Here is a 15,611-nt window from a genome sequence, read left to right as displayed (position 1 = left end):
GCGACCGAAGCGGACAGGGCAGGGGGGTGGCGGTGGAACTGATCCTTGGGCAGGTGCTGCATTTCGCGGCCGATCCCTTTGCCGAGGGTCTGGAGGCCGCGCGGATCGAGACCCGCGGCGGCGTCCTGGTCGAGGCGGGCCGGATCGTGGCGGTCGGGGCCGCGGACGCGCTGCGCGCCGCCCATCCCGGCGCCCGGATCACCGATCTGGGGGCGGCGCTGCTGTCGGCCGGGTTCGTCGATGCCCATGCCCATTACCCCCAGACCGGCATCATCGCGAGCTGGGGCAAGCGGCTGATCGACTGGCTGAATACCTATACCTTCCCCGAGGAGATGCGCTTTGCCGACCCGGCCCATGCCGCCGCGGTGGCGGCGCGCTATCTCGACCTCGTACTGGCCCATGGCACCACGACGGTCGCAAGCTTCTGCACCAGCCATCCTGAAAGCGTCGATGCCCTTTTTGCGGCGGCCGAGGCGCGGGGGATGCGGATCGCGGCGGGCAAGACCTGCATGGACCGCAACGCGCCGCCCGGCCTGTGCGACACGGCCGGGCGCGCACATGACGAAAGTGCCGCGCTGATCGCGCGCTGGCATGGGCGGGGGCGGCTCGTCTATGCGATCACGCCGCGCTTTGCGCCGACCTCGACGCCCGAGCAACTGGACGCGCTGGGCACGCTCTGGGCCGAGCATCCGACCTGCCTGATGCAGACCCATCTGAGCGAACAGACCGAGGAACTGGACTGGGTGCGCGCGCTCTACCCCGAGGCGCGCGACTATCTGGATGTCTACGAACGCGCGGGGCTGCTGGGGCCGGGCGCGCTGTTCGGCCATTGCATCCACCTGACCGGGCGCGAGCGGATGCGGCTGCGCGAGACGGGCGCGGCGCTGATCCATTGCCCGACCTCGAATGCCTTCATCGGCTCGGGGCTGTTCGACATGGCCGGGCTGACCGCCGAGGGCCAGCGCGTGGGGCTGGCCACCGATACCGGCGGCGGCTCGTCCTTCTCGATGCTGCGCACCATGGCCGCCGCCTATGAAATCTGCCAGTTGCGCGGCCGGGCGCTGCACCCGGCGGAACTGTGGTGGCTGGCCACGGCCGGGGGGGCGCGGGCGATGGGGATGGCTGACCGGATCGGCAATCTGGCGCCGGGGATGGAGGCCGACCTGATCGCCCTCGACCTGGCATCGACCCAGGCCATCGCACAGCGCAGCGCGCGGGCAGAGACGTTCTGGGAAGCGGTCTTCCCGACGATCATGATGGGCGATGACCGCGCTATTGCCGGGGTCTGGGTGAACGGTCAGCGCCTGCGCCCCGCCGAAGCGCCGCGCGGCTAGTCCGGCGCGCGGGACAGGATGGCCAGCGCCTCGGCATGGATCGCGCGGTTCGCCGCCGCCACAACACGCCCGCCCTGATGTGCCGGGCCGCCGCGCCAGTCGGTCACGATGCCGCCCGCTGCCTCGATCACCGCGATCGGGGCCTGGATGTCATAAGGCTGCAATCCCGCCTCCACCACCAGGTCGATCTGGCCCAGCGCCACCAGCGCATAGGCATAGCAGTCCAGCCCGTAGCGCGTCAGGCGAACCTGTCCGGCGAGGTCGGCAAAGGCGCGGGCCTCCTCCGGGCTGCCGATTTCGGGAAATGTGGTGAACAGCGAAGCCTCGGCCAGAGGCCGCGGCGGGCGCGTCTTAAGCGGAAACCGGCCCGACGGCGCGTGCAACTCTGCCAGTCCCAGCCCGCCCATGAAGCGCTCGCCGATATAGGGCTGGTCGATCATGCCGAAGAGCGGCCCGGTCTCATCCGCCACCGCGATCAGGACGCCCCAGGTCGGTGTGCCGCACATGAAGCTGCGGGTGCCGTCCACCGGGTCCAGCACCCAGGTCAGCCCGCTGGTGCCCGCAACCCCGGCAAGTTCTTCGCCAAGGATCGCATCATCCGGCCTTCGTTCGGCGAGAACCGCACGCATCGCCGCCTCGGCCTCGCGGTCGGCCTGCGTCACCGGATCGAAACCGGCCCCGGCCTTGTTCTCGACCCCCAGCGCGGCACCCCGGAAATGGGCAAGCGTTGCCACACGCGCGGCATCCGCCAGCGCATGGGCGGTGGCGATCAGGTCGTCGGGGGAAAAATGGGGCATTCTGCCTCCAGGCTGGCTTGCGGAACGGCGGGCTACGCCCTTGGCCCGGGCGGTATCCGCCCGGCCGGGTTCCGTCAAGCGCGCGCGTCAGGCGACGTCGCTCAGCACCCGCGCCAGTTCGAACAGCCGACGCCGCTGGTTTTCCGGGATCGCGTAGTAGGAGCGCACCAGTTCCAGCGCCTCCTTGTCCGACAGGATATCGTCGGGCATGCCCTGCCCGGCGGGTTCTGCCGCCTTGCCGTCGATCCCTTCGAAGAAGAAACTGACCGGCACATCGAGCGCATCGGCGATATCCCACAGCCGGGAGGCGCTGACGCGGTTCATGCCGGTTTCGTACTTCTGGATCTGCTGGAACTTGATCCCGACCTTCTCGGCCAGTTGTTGCTGGGTCATGCCCACCATCCAGCGGCGGTGTCTTATTCGTTTGCCCACATGGACATCAACGGGGTGTTTCATAGGCGAACTCCTCTAACACCCATCATAAAGCAAATTGCGTGCCAAATTGCTTGCGATGGCAACCAATGCGTGTACCTTGTCATCAACACGTTGCAGACGAAAGATAATTATTTTCTCTGAGTGCCCTGAGAAGGGCTTATCTAGGGTAAAGTCGACAAAGTGTTGCTCACGCATGGGTTGCAGGGCGCGAAATTCCGCCGATGCCTTTGCGTTTTGCAAAAATCACGCGCGCAGCGCCCGTTGCATATTGCGAATTTGTGGCCGCTGGCCCCCGGGCCTGCCTGCGATTACCCTTCGCCGGGAATCACCTTGCTACAGGAGTAACACATGATGCGGGCCTTCCGGATCGCCGAATTCGGCGCCGCTGCGCAACTGGACAAGGTTGCCCTGCCCGAGCCCGGGCCGGGTGCCGTGCGGGTCCGGATTGCGGCCTGCGGGCTGAACTTCGCCGATCTTCTGATGATCGAGGGCCGCTATCAGGAACGTCCGCCGCTGCCCGTGACGCTGGGCATGGAGTTGGCTGGCACCGTCGAGGCGCTGGGCGGGGGCGTCGATCCCGGGCTTCTGGGCCGTCGCGTCGCGGTTTTTGCCGGATCGGGGGGGCTGGCCGAGGCAGGCTGCTTCCCGGCCGACCGCTGCGTGCCGCTGCCCGAAGGCATGACATTCGAGGCGGCGGCGGCGTTTCAGGTTGCCTATGGCACCAGCCATGTCGCGCTGAACCACAAGGCGCGGCTGCAACCGGGCGAGACGCTTCTGGTGCTGGGCGCGGCGGGGGGCGTGGGGCTGACCGCGGTCGAGATCGGCAAGCGGATGGGCGCGCGCGTGATCGCCTGCGCCCGCGGAGCCGAGCGGCTGGAGGTGGCGCGCGCCGCCGGGGCCGATCACCTGATCGACAGCGATGCGGGCGATCTGCGCGAGGCGGTGCTGGCGCTGGGCGGCGCGGATGTGGTCTATGACCCGGTCGGCGGCGACCTGTTCACCGCGGCGATGCGGGCCTGCAAGCCCGAGGCGCGGATCCTGGTGATCGGTTTCGCCTCGGGCGACGTGCCGCAGATCAAGGCCAATCACCTGATGGTCAAGAACCTGAGCGTGATGGGACTTTACTGGGGCGGCTATCTGGCCTTCCGGCCCGAGGTGCTGACCGACAGTCTGGCGACGCTGTTTCGCTGGTATGCCGAAGGCGGGCTGAGCCCGCATGTGAGCCATGTGCTGCCGCTTGAGCGCGCGGAGGAGGCGCTGACGCTGTTGCGCGAGCGCAGGGCGACGGGCAAGGTCGTGATCACGATGGGGTGATCCGGGGGTCACAGGGCGCGGGGGGGCTCTGCCCCCCTCGTCCTTGCGGACTCCCCCCGGGATATTTGCGGCCAGAAGAAGATCATGGGGCGCCTGCTTCCTCCGGTCCCTGTAGGCCCGCGCCCTTATTCCGGTTCGACGTTGAAGATCAGCCTTTCCTCGCAGGGGGCCACGCGCAGGATGTTGGTCGAACCGGGGATGTTGAAGGGCAGGCCCGCGATCACGATGATCCGGTCCTCGCCATCGCCATAGCCGCCGGCACGGGCTGCGCGGGCGGCGCTGACCACGGCCATCTTGAAGCGTTCGACCTTGTCGTTGAAATAGCAGTTGATCCCCCAGGACAGGCAGAGCCGCCGCGCCGTGGCGGCATAGGGGGTCAGGGCGAGGATCGGCACGCGCGGGCGTTCGCGGGCGGTCTTGAGCGCGGTGGTGCCGCTTTCGGTGAAGCAGCAGATCGCCTTGATGTCTGTGGTCTCGGCGATCTCGCGCGCGGCGGCAACGATGCCGTCGGCGATCGTGGTGCGGCTGGCCTGACGGCTTGATTCGATGATGGTGCGATAGGTCGGGTCGCTTTCGACCTCGATCGCCACGTTGTTCATCGTGGTCACTGCCTCGATCGGGTATTGCCCGGCCGCGGATTCGGCCGACAGCATCACCGCATCCGCCCCTTCATAGATCGCGGTTGCCACGTCCGAGACCTCGGCGCGGGTGGGCATCGGGCTTTCGATCATGCTTTCCAGCATCTGGGTGGCGACGATCACTGGCTTGGCCGCGGACCGGCAGGCGCGCACCAGCCGTTTCTGGATCGGCGGCACGTTCTGCACGGGGATTTCCACCCCCAGATCGCCGCGCGCTACCATGATCCCGTCCGACACGGCCAGAATCTCGTCAAAGCATTTCACGGCGGCGGGTTTCTCGATCTTGGACAGGATCGCGGCGCGGTCGCCGACGATCGCGCGGGCCTCGGTTACGTCCTCGGGGCGTTGCACGAAGCTGAGCGCGATCCAGTCGATCCCGAGTTCCAGCACGAAGGCCAGATCGCGCCGGTCCTTGTCGGACAGGGCGGCGAGCGGCAGCACCACATCGGGCACGTTCACGCCCTTGCGGTTCGAGATCGTGCCGCCCACGACCACCTCGCAATTCGCGAAATCGGGGCCGCATTCCCTGACCTTCAGCCGGATCTTGCCGTCATTGACCAGCAGCGACGCGCCCGGTTCCAGCGCGGCGAAGATCTCGGGATGGGGCAGTTGCACCCGATGCGCCTCGCCGGGGGTGGGATCGAGATCGAGGCGGAATTCCTGGCCATCCTCAAGATCCGCCGCGCCATTGGCAAAGACCCCGCAGCGCAGTTTCGGCCCTTGCAGGTCGGCAAGGATCGCGATGGGCCGTCCGGTATCCTGTTCGATCTGGCGGATGATCGCGTGGCGGCGCGCGATTTCCTCATGCGCACCATGGCTCATGTTCAGACGGAACACATCGGCTCCCGCCTCGAACAGCTTGCGGATCATGTCGTAATCGTCGGAGGCCGGACCCAGCGTGGCCACGACCTTGAGGTTGCGTAGACGTCTCATCCTGCCCCATCGTTTGGCTGAACCCGGCGCGGGTGTATGCGCCGGTACACACTCTCTAGGGCAAAACCCGGCCCGGTGACAACTGGTGCTTCTGCCGCGGCTGTCCTATAGGCTTGTCACCGTGAAAGATGACACGCACATGACCTATCAGCCGTTCGAGACGATCGAGGCGGGGCGCATGTCCCGCTGGCTGGTGACCTGCGATCATGCCACCAATATCGTGCCGCCTTCGGTGAACGGGGGCGATCTGGGGATCGCACCGCTCGACATGGCCCGGCACATCGCCTGGGATCCGGGGGCGGCAGGCGTGGCGCGGCGGCTGGCCGAAGTGCTGGGGGCACCTTACGTCGCAAGCCGCTTCTCGCGGCTGGTGATCGACCCGAACCGGGGCGAGGACGATCCGACGCTGGTGATGCGGCTTTACGACGGCACCGTGATCCCGGCGAACCGGGCGGTGGACGAGGCCGAAACGCTGCGGCGTCTGGCAGCGTTCTGGCGGCCCTATGATGCCGAACTGGCCCGGCTGGCGCGGCGTCCGGGCACGGTCTTCGTTTCGGTTCACAGCTTTACGCCGCGTCTTGCCGGGCGCGATCCGCGGCCCTGGCAGATCGGCATCCTGCATGCTGCCGACGACCGGCTGGCGCGACCCCTGATCGACCGTCTGCGGCGCGAGCCCGATCTGTGCGTGGGCGAGAACGAACCCTATGGCGGCCATCTGCCGGGCGATGCCATCGACCGCCATGCCATCGCCAACGGTTTGCCCAATGTGCTGATCGAGCTGCGCAACGACGTGATCGCGACCGAGGCCGACCAGATCGGCTGGGCCGAGCGGCTGGCGCCGATCCTGACCGGGGTACTGGTCGAAACCGGGCTTTGACACGAGGAGGAGGAAAGACAATGGACGACGCAACCCGAACCGAGCTTGAGGCCGCCGCCTTTCGCCGCCTGCGCCGGCACCTGATGGAGGATCGGCCGGATGTGCAGAATATCGACCTGATGAATCTGGCGGGCTTCTGCCGCAACTGCCTGTCACGCTGGGTGCAGGAGGCCGCGGCCGAGCGTGGCATCGCGATGTCCCAGGCCGAGGCGCGCGCCGATTTCTACGGCATGCCCTATGACGACTGGAAGGCCGCCCACCAGACCGAGGCAAGCCCCGAGAAACAGGCTGCGTTCGAAAGGGCCTTTGCCGATAATGTCGGCCCCCGCGACTGAGCCCGGCTGACCTGCATCAAGGCGCGGCATTGCGGTTCTGCCAGACTGGCCGCGCCAGAGCCCCGGAGCCCGCCCATGCGTCCCGCCGAGCAATTGTCGCAATTCGTGGCCGAGGCGCTGTCCGCCGGGCGCAGCCGCCTCGAGATTGCCGCGGCCCTGCGCGCGGCCGGCTGGACCGAGACCGAAACCGCCGAGGCGCTGGGCGCTTGGGCAGAGGGCGATTTCCTGCCCCCTGTGCCGCGCCCGCGCCCCTATGTTTCGGCCAGCGAGGCCTTCGTCTACGGGTTGATGTTCCTCGCGCTGGCGATGACCACTTGGCATGTCACCGCGCTGGGCTTTCGGCTGATCGACCGCTGGATCCCGTCGCTGAGCGATCCTGCGACGTATTATTCGGCCGATGCGATCCGCTGGTCGATTGCCTCGCTCGTGGTGTTCTTCCCGCTGTTTCTGATCCTGAACCAGCGCACGACCCGGGCGGCGCGGCGCGATCAGGGGGTGCGGCGCTCGGCGGTGCGGCGGTGGTTCGGGCATCTGACGCTGTTTCTGGCCACGCTTGCGCTGCTGGGCGACCTGATCGCGGTCATCTATGCGGCGCTGGGCGGCGATCTGACCCTGCGTTTCCTTGCCAAGGCGGGGCTGGTCGCGGTGACGGCGGGTATCGTGCTGGTCTATTTCCGCGGCGAGATGGCGGAGCCCGACGATGCGGGCTGAGGGGTTGGCCCGCGCGCTTCTGGCCATCCTTGTCGTTGGGTTGGTGGGGCTTGGCCTGCTGGCCACGGGCGGGCCGGGCAAGGGGCGGATGGAGAAGCGGGACGCGACCCGGCTGGCGGATTTGCAGGGGCTGGCCGATCTGGCCCATTGTCTGGCCCGAACCGGGGATCTGCCCGAAACCCTTGCGCCGAGCGATGCCTGCCCGCGCGATATCCGTCTGGCCGATCCCTTTACCGGCGCGCCCTATCGCTATGAACGGCTTCCCGAGGGCGCGTTCCGGCTGTGCGCTGGGTTTGAGGACGCCGAGTGGTTGCGGGATACCCGCCGCAGCGATCTCGACCCCGCGACGGGCTGTGTGGTCTTTCCCCATCGGCCCTGAAAACGGCCCGGGGCCGACCCCCTTCCGCGATGCGGATTTCGCGATAGACTGACCCCGACTCGGCCCGAACGCGCCGCCCCGACCGCAAGGCAGGGGGCGGCGTTTCCGGATCCGGGACATCCCGATGCCGAGGAGTGCCATGGCCCCGCACAGTTCGCCCTTCCTCCAGTTCACGCCGAAACTCGTTTCGGTCCTGGCCGAGGGCTACGGTCTGCGCCAGTTCCGCGCCGACCTGATCGCGGGGCTGACCGTGGCGGTGGTGGCGCTGCCGCTGTCGCTGGCCATCGCGATCGCCTCTGGTGTGCCGCCCGATCGCGGGCTGGTCACGGCCATTGTCGGCGGCTTCCTCGTGTCTTTCCTTGGCGGCAGCCGTTACCAGATCGGCGGCCCGGCGGGGGCCTTCATCGTGCTGGTGCTGGCGACCGTCCAGCGCCACGGGCTTGACGGGCTGATGCTGGCCACCTTCCTGTCGGGGCTGATGCTGAGCGCGCTGGGCGCGTTCCGGCTGGGCGGCTTCGTGAAATACATCCCCTATCCGGTGACGGTGGGTTTCACCGCGGGGATCGGCCTGATCATCCTGGCCAGCCAGATGCGGCCCTTTCTGGGGCTCACGCTCGATGGCCCGGAACCCGGCCCCTTCCTTGAAAAGCTGCCCGTGCTGTGGGCGGCGATGCCGACGCTGAGCCCCCTGAACCTGCTGCTGGGCATCGGCACCTTCGGCTTCATCCTCGTGCAGCGCCGCCATGCCCCGCGCTTTCCGGGCATGCTGGCGGCGATCGCGCTGGCGGGGCTGACGGTCTGGCTGCTGAAACTCGACGTGCCGACCATCGGCACGGCCTTTGGCGGCATCGCGCAAAGCCTGCCAGCCCCATCGCTGCCCGAATTCACATGGGACAAGGTGCTGGCCGTTCTGCCCGACGCGCTGGCCTTCACGCTGCTGGGCGCGATCGAGTCGCTTCTGTCCGCGGTGGTGGCGGATTCGATGACCGGCCGACGGCATCGCTCGAATGTGGAACTGATAGGGCAGGGCATCGCCAATATGGGCGCGGCCTGTTTCGGCGGGTTCTGCGTCACCGGCACCATTGCGCGCACCGCGACCAATGTGCGTGCGGGGGCGCATGGCCCCGTCGCGGGCATGATCCATGCGCTTGCGCTGCTGGCCGTGGTGCTGCTGCTGGCCCCGCTTGCCAGCGCCATCCCCATCGCGGCGCTTGCGGGCGTGCTGATCTCGGTCTCGCTGCACATGGTCGACGTCAAGGCCATCGTGACGCTGGCCCGTACCTCGCGCGCCGAGGCGGTGGTGCTGCTGGCAACGCTGGTGACCACCGTGCTGCGCGACCTGACCGAGGCGATCATCCTTGGCCTTGCGCTGGGCGCGCTGGTCTTCCTGCACCGCATGGCGCAGATGAGCGGCGTGGACGCCACCATGGACGAAAGCGACACCGACCCGCGCCCCGAGGATCGGGGCGAAAGCCGCCGGACGGTGGTGCTGCGGCTGACCGGGGCCTATTTCTTCGGCTCGGCCCCGGTCATCGAAAGCGTGCTGGACCGGATCGTGGCGCGGCCCCGTCACCTGATCATCGACCTTGCCGATGTGCCGGTTCTGGACATGACCGGCGCCCACAGCCTGAGCGGGTTCGTCAGGAAGGCGCTGGATCAGGGCATGGAGGTGACGCTGGCCGGGCCGCATCCCCAGCATATGGATATGTTGCGTGCCGCCGGGTTGCCTGCGGCCGTGGCCACGGCCACCGACACGCTGGCAGCCCGGGCGCGGCTTGGCGAGTGACCGGGGCGCGGTGTCAGCGGATCAACGGCTCCAGCGGGTCATAGATCACCGCGTCCTCCCAGGCAGCGCGGGGCAGGCTGTCGGGCTTGAAGCGGATCGCGGCCATCTCGTCGCGGGCGAAAAAGCGGCGCACGGTCACCACGCCATCGGGGTCGCGCCAGTCGGCATCAAGCGTGCCGCCGGTGATCGTGCAGCGGAAATAGATGTCGACCTGGTGAAACGGGTGGCCGGGGTCGTGGAACTCGTTCACCAGGCAGGGCGTGCCGACCGCGACGCGCAGGCCGGTTTCCTCATGCACCTCGCGGGCGAGGTTGTCGGGCAGGGAACTGCCGCGCTCGACTCCGCCGCCCGGCGCGCACCACAGGTCGCTGACCCCGCCGGGCCAGGCATTGACCAGCAACAGCCGGTTTTCGTGCAGGATCAGCGCGCGGACGGCAAGGCGGGGCGTGGGGGCTGTCATGGCGCGAGACTGCCCGGCCCGTTGCCGCTGCGCAAGCGCCCCCTCGAAACCGGGCGCCTGCGCGCCTAGATCAGGACGATGCTGCGTCTTGTCCTGATTCTGCTGTTAGCCCTGTCCGCCCCCGCCCGGTCCGATTGCGTCATTCTGCTGCACGGGCTTGCGCGCAGTTCGGATTCGATGCTGCTGATGGAACAGGCCCTGGAACGCCAGGGCTACCGGGTGGTGAACGCGGATTATCCCTCGACCGAGGCGCCGATCGAGGATCTGGCGGGCGTGCTGCCACGCGCTTTTGCCGAATGCGGGCCGATGGCGCATGTGCATGTCGTCACCCATTCGATGGGCGGGATCCTGTTGCGGCTCTGGCTGAGCGATCACCGGCCCGCCAATCTGGGCCGGGTGGTGATGCTGGGGCCGCCCAATGCGGGCTCGGAACTGGTCGATGCGCTGGGCACGCTGGAACCCTTCGAATGGATCAACGGCCCGGCGGGGATGCAGCTGGGCACCGGGCCGCAAAGCCTGCCGAAGCGGCTGGGGCCGGTCGATTTCCCGCTGGGGGTGATCGCCGGGGACCGCAGCCTGAACCCGCTTTATTCCGCGCTGATCCCCGGCGCGGATGATGGCAAGGTGTCGGTCGCCTCGACCCGGGTGCAGGGAATGGCGGCGCATCTGGTGCTGCCGGTGACGCATACCTTCATGATGAACGATCCCCGGGTGATCGCGCAGACGCTGGCCTTCCTGCGCAGCGGTCGGTTCCAGCCCGATCTGGGTGTGGCCGGGGCGCTGGTGCGGCTCCTTGAGTGACGTGACGATCAGGACGATGCGGGCCCAAGCCAGCGGTTGACATGCCCCATCTTGCGGCCCGGCCGCGCCTCGGCCTTGCCGTAAAGATGGATCGCCACGGCCGGATCGCGAGCCAGCGCGGGCACCTTGGCGATATCGTCGCCGATCAGGTTCTCCATCTCGATATCGCAATGGCGCGACCCGTCGCCCAGCGGCCAGCCTGCAATGGCGCGGATATGCTGTTCGAACTGGTCGATCATGCAGCCATCCTGCGTCCAGTGACCGGAATTGTGTACGCGCGGCGCAATCTCGTTGACCAGAAGGCCATCGGGGGTGACGAACAGTTCCACCCCCATCACGCCCACATAATCAAGCGCGTTCAACAGCCTGCCCGCCAGCAGGACGGCATCGGTGCGCTGCGCGGCGGTCAGCGGCGCGGGCACCCGGGTCGTGTGCAGGATGCCGTCGCGATGGACATTCAGGCCGGGATCGTAACAGGCGACCTCGCCCGTCAGCCCGCGCGCGGCAATCACCGAGATCTCGCGGGTGAAGGACACGAAGCCCTCCAGGATTGCAGGCGCCCCGCCCATCGCGGCAAGGGCGGCGGGCGCATCCTCGGGCCGGTTGATCCGCGCCTGGCCCTTGCCGTCATAGCCCAGACGGCGGGTCTTGAGGATGGCGGGCAAGCCGATCTCGGCCATCGCCTCGGCCAGATCCACCTCGTCGTCGACGGCGGCAAAGGGGGCGGTCTTCAGGCCCAGTTCGGTGACAAAGGCCTTTTCGGTCAGCCGGTCCTGCGAAACGGCCAGCGTGCGGCGGTTGGGCCGGATCGTCACCCGCGCCTCGATCGCGTCGAGCGCGGCGGTGGGGATGTTCTCGAACTCGTAGGTGACGACATCGACCGCAGCGGCAAAGGCGGCCAGCGCCTCGGTATCCTCATAAGGCGCGGTGGTCACCCGGTCGGCGACATGGCCTGCGGGCGGTTCGGGGGCGGGATCGAAGATATGGCTGCGAAAGCCGAGACGCGCGGCTGCGACCGACAGCATCCGGCCAAGCTGGCCACCGCCGAGAATCCCGATCGTGGCACCGGGGGCAAGCGGCTCAGTCATCGGAGGGCTCCTCGGGGATCGAGGCCGACAGATCGGACCGCCAGCGGTCGAGCCGTGCTGCCAGAACGGGATCGGTCAGCGCAAGGATCTGCACCGCCATCAGCCCCGCATTGGCCGCGCCCGCCGCCCCGATCGCCATCGTGGCGACGGGAAAGCCGCGGGGCATCTGGACGATGGAATAAAGGCTGTCCACACCGTTGAGGGCGCGGGTCTGCACCGGCACCCCGATCACCGGCACGCGGGTTTTCGAGGCCATCATGCCCGGCAGATGCGCCGCCCCGCCAGCCCCCGCGATGATGACCTGAAGCCCGCGGCTGACGGCGGACTTGCCATAATCCCACAGCCGGTCGGGCGTGCGATGGGCGGAAACGATGCGTGATTCAAAGGGCACGCCGAGTTCGTCGAGGATCGCGGCTGCCTCTTTCATCGTGGACCAGTCCGACTGGCTGCCCATGATGATGCCCACTTTCACGTCCGCCATTCCGCCCTCCGGGTTTCGCGAGCGGGCACTATAGCGGTGCGGCGCGGCTGCGCAATCGGGCTAGGCGATGATATCGGGGGTCAACTGATCCTCGATCAGCGCGATGCGGTCCTTGAGCGCGAGTTTCTGCTTCTTCAGCCGCATCAGCGTGAAAGTGTCGCCGGTGCCCCTTTCCTGAAGGGCACGGATCGCATCGTCGAGATCGCGATGCTCGCGGCGCAGAACCTCAAGCTTCACGCGCAGGACTTCTTCTGAGTTCATCTCGCTGGCGATGTTCATGGCTTTCCCGCGTGAGTCGCGACGGTTCCGGACGATATTAAGATATCCGTTTTGCCGCCCGGCGGGAAGCCGGACTTGCGGGGCGCGCGTGCCGCCCCCATATCCCGGAATGCCGCCGCGGATGCGGGGCGTAGTGGAATCCAGGTCGCTTGTTCAAGGACTTGCACATATGACGAAACTCACTCTCGGCTCGCACCCCTTCCTGCTGGGTTTCGAGCAGCTCGAACGGCTCGTGGAACGGACGGCGAAGTCCGGAACCGAGGGCTATCCCCCCTTCAACATCGAACAGACCTCGGAAACGGGCTATCGCATCACGCTGGCGGTGGCCGGGTTCCGCGAGGAGGATCTGGCGATCACCGTCGAGGACCGGCAACTGGTGATCCGCGGCCGCCAGGCCGAGGAGGGCGCCGACCGGGTGTTCCTGCATCGCGGCATCGCGGCGCGTCAGTTCCAGCGCAGCTTCGTGCTGGCCGACGGGGTCGAAGTGTCGGGAGCGACCATGGAAAACGGGCTGCTGCATGTGGATCTGCAACGCTCGGTGCCCGAGAGCGTGGTGCAGACGATCCGCATCAAGACTGCGTGACGGGGGGCAGGGCCATGGACACGAAAACCGATTTCCTGCCCGGCGGCGGCGAGCGGATCGTCTATATCCGGTCTGTCAGGGTGGCGGACCTGCCCGAAGAGGTCCAGCGCGAGGCCGAGGGGCTGAAGGCGCTTTATGCGCTGCATGCGCCGAATGGCGAGCGGCTGGCGCTGGTGCGCGACCGCAAGCTGGCCTTCGTGCTGGCGCGGCAGAACGATCTGGCGCCGGTCAACGTGCACTGAACCGGGACGCAAGGGGGCGCTCCCGCCCCGGGCCGGCGCAGGGCGCATGCGCCCGCTTGTCCGGGGTTGGGCGTGGCGCGGCCTTGCGGCCGCGCGCGCCGCGCGGGGGTATTTTTTGCCAGGAAGAAGCAGGAGGCGCGCGCCGGGTGAGTCGGCGCGGCCTGTTGCAGGCGGGTCAGTTCCCCGCGATCAGCCCCATCTGTTCGAGCTTCAGGATGACCTGATGGGCGCAGTTGTCGACATCGACGCCGGTGGTGTCGACGCAGAGTTCGGGGGTTTCCGGGGCCTCGTAGGGGTCCGAGATACCGGTGAACTCCTTGATCTTGCCCTCGCGCGCGAGCCGGTAGAGGCCCTTGCGGTCGCGTTTCTCGCATTCCTCGATGGGCGTGGCGACATGGACCTCGCAGAAGGCGCCATAGGCTTCGATCATCTCGCGCACGGCGCGGCGGGTGGCGGTATAGGGCGCGATCGGCGCGCAGATGGCTATGCCGCCATTCTTGGTGATCTCGCTTGCGACATAGCCGATGCGGCGGATGTTGATGTCGCGATGTTCCTTGGAAAAGCCCAGTTCCGAGGACAGATGCTTGCGCACCACGTCGCCGTCGAGCAGCGTCACCGGACGGCCGCCCATCTCCATCAGCTTGACCATCAGCGCGTTGGCGATGGTTGACTTGCCCGAGCCCGACAGCCCGGTGAAGAACACGGTAAAGCCCTGTTGCGAGCGCGGCGGCGAGGTGCGGCGCAGTTCGGTCACCACCTCGGGGAAGGAGAACCAGTCGGGGATATCCAGCCCTTCGCGCAGGCGGCGGCGCAGTTCGGTGCCCGATATGTCGAGAACGGTTGCCCCTTCGGACACTTCGTCCACGGGGAAATACTGTGCCTTTTCCTGCACATATACCATCTGTTTGAAATCGACCATCTCGATGCCGATTTCGTCCGCATATTGCTTGAACAGATCCTGCGCGTCATAGGGGCCGTAGAAATCGGCGCCCTGGCTGTTCTTGCCGGGACCGGCATGATCGCGGCCGACGATGAAATGGGTGCAGCCGTGGTTGCGGCGGATGATCCCGTGCCACACCGCCTCGCGCGGGCCGGCCATGCGCATGGCGAGGTTCAAGAGGCTCATCGTGGTGGTGGCGGAGGGGTACTTGTCCAGCACCGCCTCATAGCAGCGCACGCGGGTGAAATGGTCGACATCGCCCGGCTTGGTCATCCCCACGACCGGGTGGATCAGCAGGTTCGCCTGCGCCTCGCGCGCCGCGCGGAAGGTCAGTTCCTGATGTGCGCGGTGCAGCGGGTTGCGGGTCTGGAACGCCACGATGCGGCGCCAGCCAAGCTTGCGGAAATAGGCGCGCAACTCGTTGGGCGTGTCGCGGCGGCCGCGGAAATCGTAATGTACCGGCTGCTGGATGCCAGTCACCGGGCCGCCCAGATAGACCTTGCCCGCGCTGTGATGCAGGTAGTTCACCGCCGGATGGGCCAGATCGTCGGCGCCGAAGACCTTTTCGGCTTCTCGTGCCTTGTTTGGCACCCATTTGTCCGTGACGGACAGGATGGCAAGGATCACGCCTTCGAGATCGCGCAGCGCGATGTCCTGTCCAGGCTCGATCTTTGCTGCGAACTCCTCGGAGATATCCAGCGTGATCGGCATCGGCCAGAGCGTGCCGTCGGCGAGACGCATGGTCTCGACCACGCTGTCGTAATCGGCTTCCGACAGGAAACCCTTGAGGGGGTTGAACCCGCCATTCAACAATAACTCGAGGTCGCAAATCTGGCGCGGCGTCAGATCCCAACTGGGCAGATGCCCCGCCTCGACCTTGAGTTTCTGGGCGCTTTCGGGCGATACGTAAAGCTCGGGGATCGGGGTGAGATTGGAAAGTGACATCTGGAAACCTGATTTCCTGGGCGCAAGCTGTGAACCGTCGGGGCCTTCCGGCATTGCGGGCGCCTTACCGTGCAAGTGCGGCAAGGTTCAAGCGTAACCCGGCTGCGTTGGAAAATGAGGACCGGCGTCACCGCGACCGCACCGGTTCAAGGGAGATTGTCCATGCTCTCTCCAGCTTGTCGGGTCTGGCGTTCCTGTATTGCCGAGGGCGGCTTCAGGCCGCTGTCGCCATGCTCAGGCAATGCCGCTGTCA

General features: G+C 67.3%; 18 protein-coding genes. 10 read left to right on the top strand and 8 right to left on the bottom strand.

Annotated elements, in window-relative coordinates:
- The first annotated feature begins 32 nt into the window (after positions 1-32).
- A complete protein-coding gene (gene guaD / locus GH815_RS06165) occupies positions 33-1,334 on the top strand; it encodes a guanine deaminase (RefSeq protein ID WP_407072165.1) in 1,302 nt (433 codons plus the stop codon).
- On the opposite strand, the gene GH815_RS06160 is transcribed toward guaD, so the two are convergent.
- Positions 1,331-2,131 carry an inositol monophosphatase family protein gene (locus GH815_RS06160; protein ID WP_153747876.1) on the bottom strand — a complete coding sequence of 267 codons (801 nt, stop codon included), beginning with the start codon at positions 2,129-2,131 and terminating at the stop codon, positions 1,331-1,333. The genes guaD and GH815_RS06160 overlap by 4 nt on opposite strands.
- A gap of 87 nt (positions 2,132-2,218) precedes the next feature.
- Complete coding sequence (locus GH815_RS06155) at positions 2,219-2,587, bottom strand: helix-turn-helix domain-containing protein (RefSeq protein WP_153747875.1); 369 nt, start codon at positions 2,585-2,587, stop codon at positions 2,219-2,221.
- A gap of 330 nt (positions 2,588-2,917) precedes the next feature.
- Between GH815_RS06155 and GH815_RS06150 the strand changes: the two genes are divergently transcribed.
- A complete protein-coding gene (locus GH815_RS06150; protein WP_153747916.1) occupies positions 2,918-3,880 on the top strand; it encodes an NADPH:quinone oxidoreductase family protein in 963 nt (320 codons plus the stop codon).
- A 125-nt stretch (positions 3,881-4,005) separates the two neighbouring features.
- Here the strand turns inward: GH815_RS06150 and pyk are convergent, their stop codons facing one another.
- A complete protein-coding gene (pyk, locus tag GH815_RS06145) occupies positions 4,006-5,451 on the bottom strand; it encodes a pyruvate kinase (protein ID WP_153747874.1) in 1,446 nt (481 codons plus the stop codon).
- A 139-nt stretch (positions 5,452-5,590) separates the two neighbouring features.
- Here pyk and GH815_RS06140 point away from each other — a divergent pair, with 139 nt between their 5' ends.
- From GH815_RS06140 to GH815_RS06120, 5 genes are all read left to right on the top strand, one after another.
- Positions 5,591-6,328, top strand: coding sequence for an N-formylglutamate amidohydrolase (locus GH815_RS06140; RefSeq protein ID WP_153747915.1), 738 nt, complete (start codon positions 5,591-5,593; stop codon positions 6,326-6,328).
- Between the two features lie 20 nt (positions 6,329-6,348).
- On the top strand, positions 6,349-6,663 hold the full coding sequence (locus GH815_RS06135; protein ID WP_153747873.1) for a DUF1244 domain-containing protein: 315 nt from the start codon (positions 6,349-6,351) through the stop codon (positions 6,661-6,663).
- 75 nt (positions 6,664-6,738) lie between these two features.
- On the top strand, positions 6,739-7,374 hold the full coding sequence (locus GH815_RS06130; protein ID WP_153747872.1) for a DUF5671 domain-containing protein: 636 nt from the start codon (positions 6,739-6,741) through the stop codon (positions 7,372-7,374).
- Complete coding sequence (locus GH815_RS06125; protein ID WP_153747871.1) at positions 7,364-7,753, top strand: hypothetical protein; 390 nt, start codon at positions 7,364-7,366, stop codon at positions 7,751-7,753. Before GH815_RS06130 ends, GH815_RS06125 begins: the two co-directional genes overlap by 11 nt.
- A gap of 124 nt (positions 7,754-7,877) precedes the next feature.
- Positions 7,878-9,539, top strand: coding sequence for a SulP family inorganic anion transporter (locus GH815_RS06120; protein ID WP_153747870.1), 1,662 nt, complete (start codon positions 7,878-7,880; stop codon positions 9,537-9,539).
- A gap of 13 nt (positions 9,540-9,552) precedes the next feature.
- On the opposite strand, the gene GH815_RS06115 is transcribed toward GH815_RS06120, so the two are convergent.
- On the bottom strand, positions 9,553-9,999 hold the full coding sequence (locus tag GH815_RS06115) for an NUDIX domain-containing protein (RefSeq protein WP_153747869.1): 447 nt from the start codon (positions 9,997-9,999) through the stop codon (positions 9,553-9,555).
- Positions 10,000-10,077: 78 nt separating this feature from the next.
- On the opposite strand from GH815_RS06115, the gene GH815_RS06110 reads away from it, so the two are divergent.
- Positions 10,078-10,800, top strand: a complete 723-nt coding sequence (locus tag GH815_RS06110; RefSeq protein ID WP_153747868.1) for an alpha/beta fold hydrolase — start codon at positions 10,078-10,080, stop codon at positions 10,798-10,800.
- Between the two features lie 8 nt (positions 10,801-10,808).
- On the opposite strand, the gene GH815_RS06105 is transcribed toward GH815_RS06110, so the two are convergent.
- From GH815_RS06105 to GH815_RS06095, 3 genes are read right to left on the bottom strand one after another with little or no spacing between them, the layout of a single operon-like run.
- Positions 10,809-11,888 carry a 5-(carboxyamino)imidazole ribonucleotide synthase gene (locus GH815_RS06105; RefSeq protein WP_153747867.1) on the bottom strand — a complete coding sequence of 360 codons (1,080 nt, stop codon included), beginning with the start codon at positions 11,886-11,888 and terminating at the stop codon, positions 10,809-10,811.
- On the bottom strand, positions 11,881-12,369 hold the full coding sequence (gene purE / locus GH815_RS06100; RefSeq protein ID WP_153747866.1) for a 5-(carboxyamino)imidazole ribonucleotide mutase: 489 nt from the start codon (positions 12,367-12,369) through the stop codon (positions 11,881-11,883). The genes GH815_RS06105 and purE overlap by 8 nt, the downstream gene beginning before the upstream one ends.
- Positions 12,370-12,429: 60 nt before the next feature.
- Positions 12,430-12,648, bottom strand: a complete 219-nt coding sequence (locus tag GH815_RS06095) for a YdcH family protein (RefSeq protein ID WP_153747865.1) — start codon at positions 12,646-12,648, stop codon at positions 12,430-12,432.
- A 169-nt stretch (positions 12,649-12,817) separates the two neighbouring features.
- Here GH815_RS06095 and GH815_RS06090 point away from each other — a divergent pair, with 169 nt between their 5' ends.
- Both GH815_RS06090 and GH815_RS06085 read left to right on the top strand, forming a co-directional pair.
- Positions 12,818-13,231 carry an Hsp20 family protein gene (locus tag GH815_RS06090; protein WP_153747864.1) on the top strand — a complete coding sequence of 138 codons (414 nt, stop codon included), beginning with the start codon at positions 12,818-12,820 and terminating at the stop codon, positions 13,229-13,231.
- A gap of 14 nt (positions 13,232-13,245) precedes the next feature.
- Positions 13,246-13,473, top strand: a complete 228-nt coding sequence (locus tag GH815_RS06085; RefSeq protein ID WP_153747863.1) for a DUF1150 family protein — start codon at positions 13,246-13,248, stop codon at positions 13,471-13,473.
- Positions 13,474-13,648: 175 nt separating this feature from the next.
- Here the strand turns inward: GH815_RS06085 and GH815_RS06080 are convergent, their stop codons facing one another.
- Positions 13,649-15,358 carry a bifunctional sulfate adenylyltransferase/adenylylsulfate kinase gene (locus GH815_RS06080; protein WP_153747862.1) on the bottom strand — a complete coding sequence of 570 codons (1,710 nt, stop codon included), beginning with the start codon at positions 15,356-15,358 and terminating at the stop codon, positions 13,649-13,651.
- Positions 15,359-15,611 lie beyond the last annotated feature (253 nt).

Source organism: Rhodovulum strictum (assembly GCF_009649175.1).
GTDB lineage: Bacteria > Pseudomonadota > Alphaproteobacteria > Rhodobacterales > Rhodobacteraceae > Rhodovulum > Rhodovulum strictum.
This window is presented reverse-complemented; position numbering and strand designations above follow the sequence as displayed.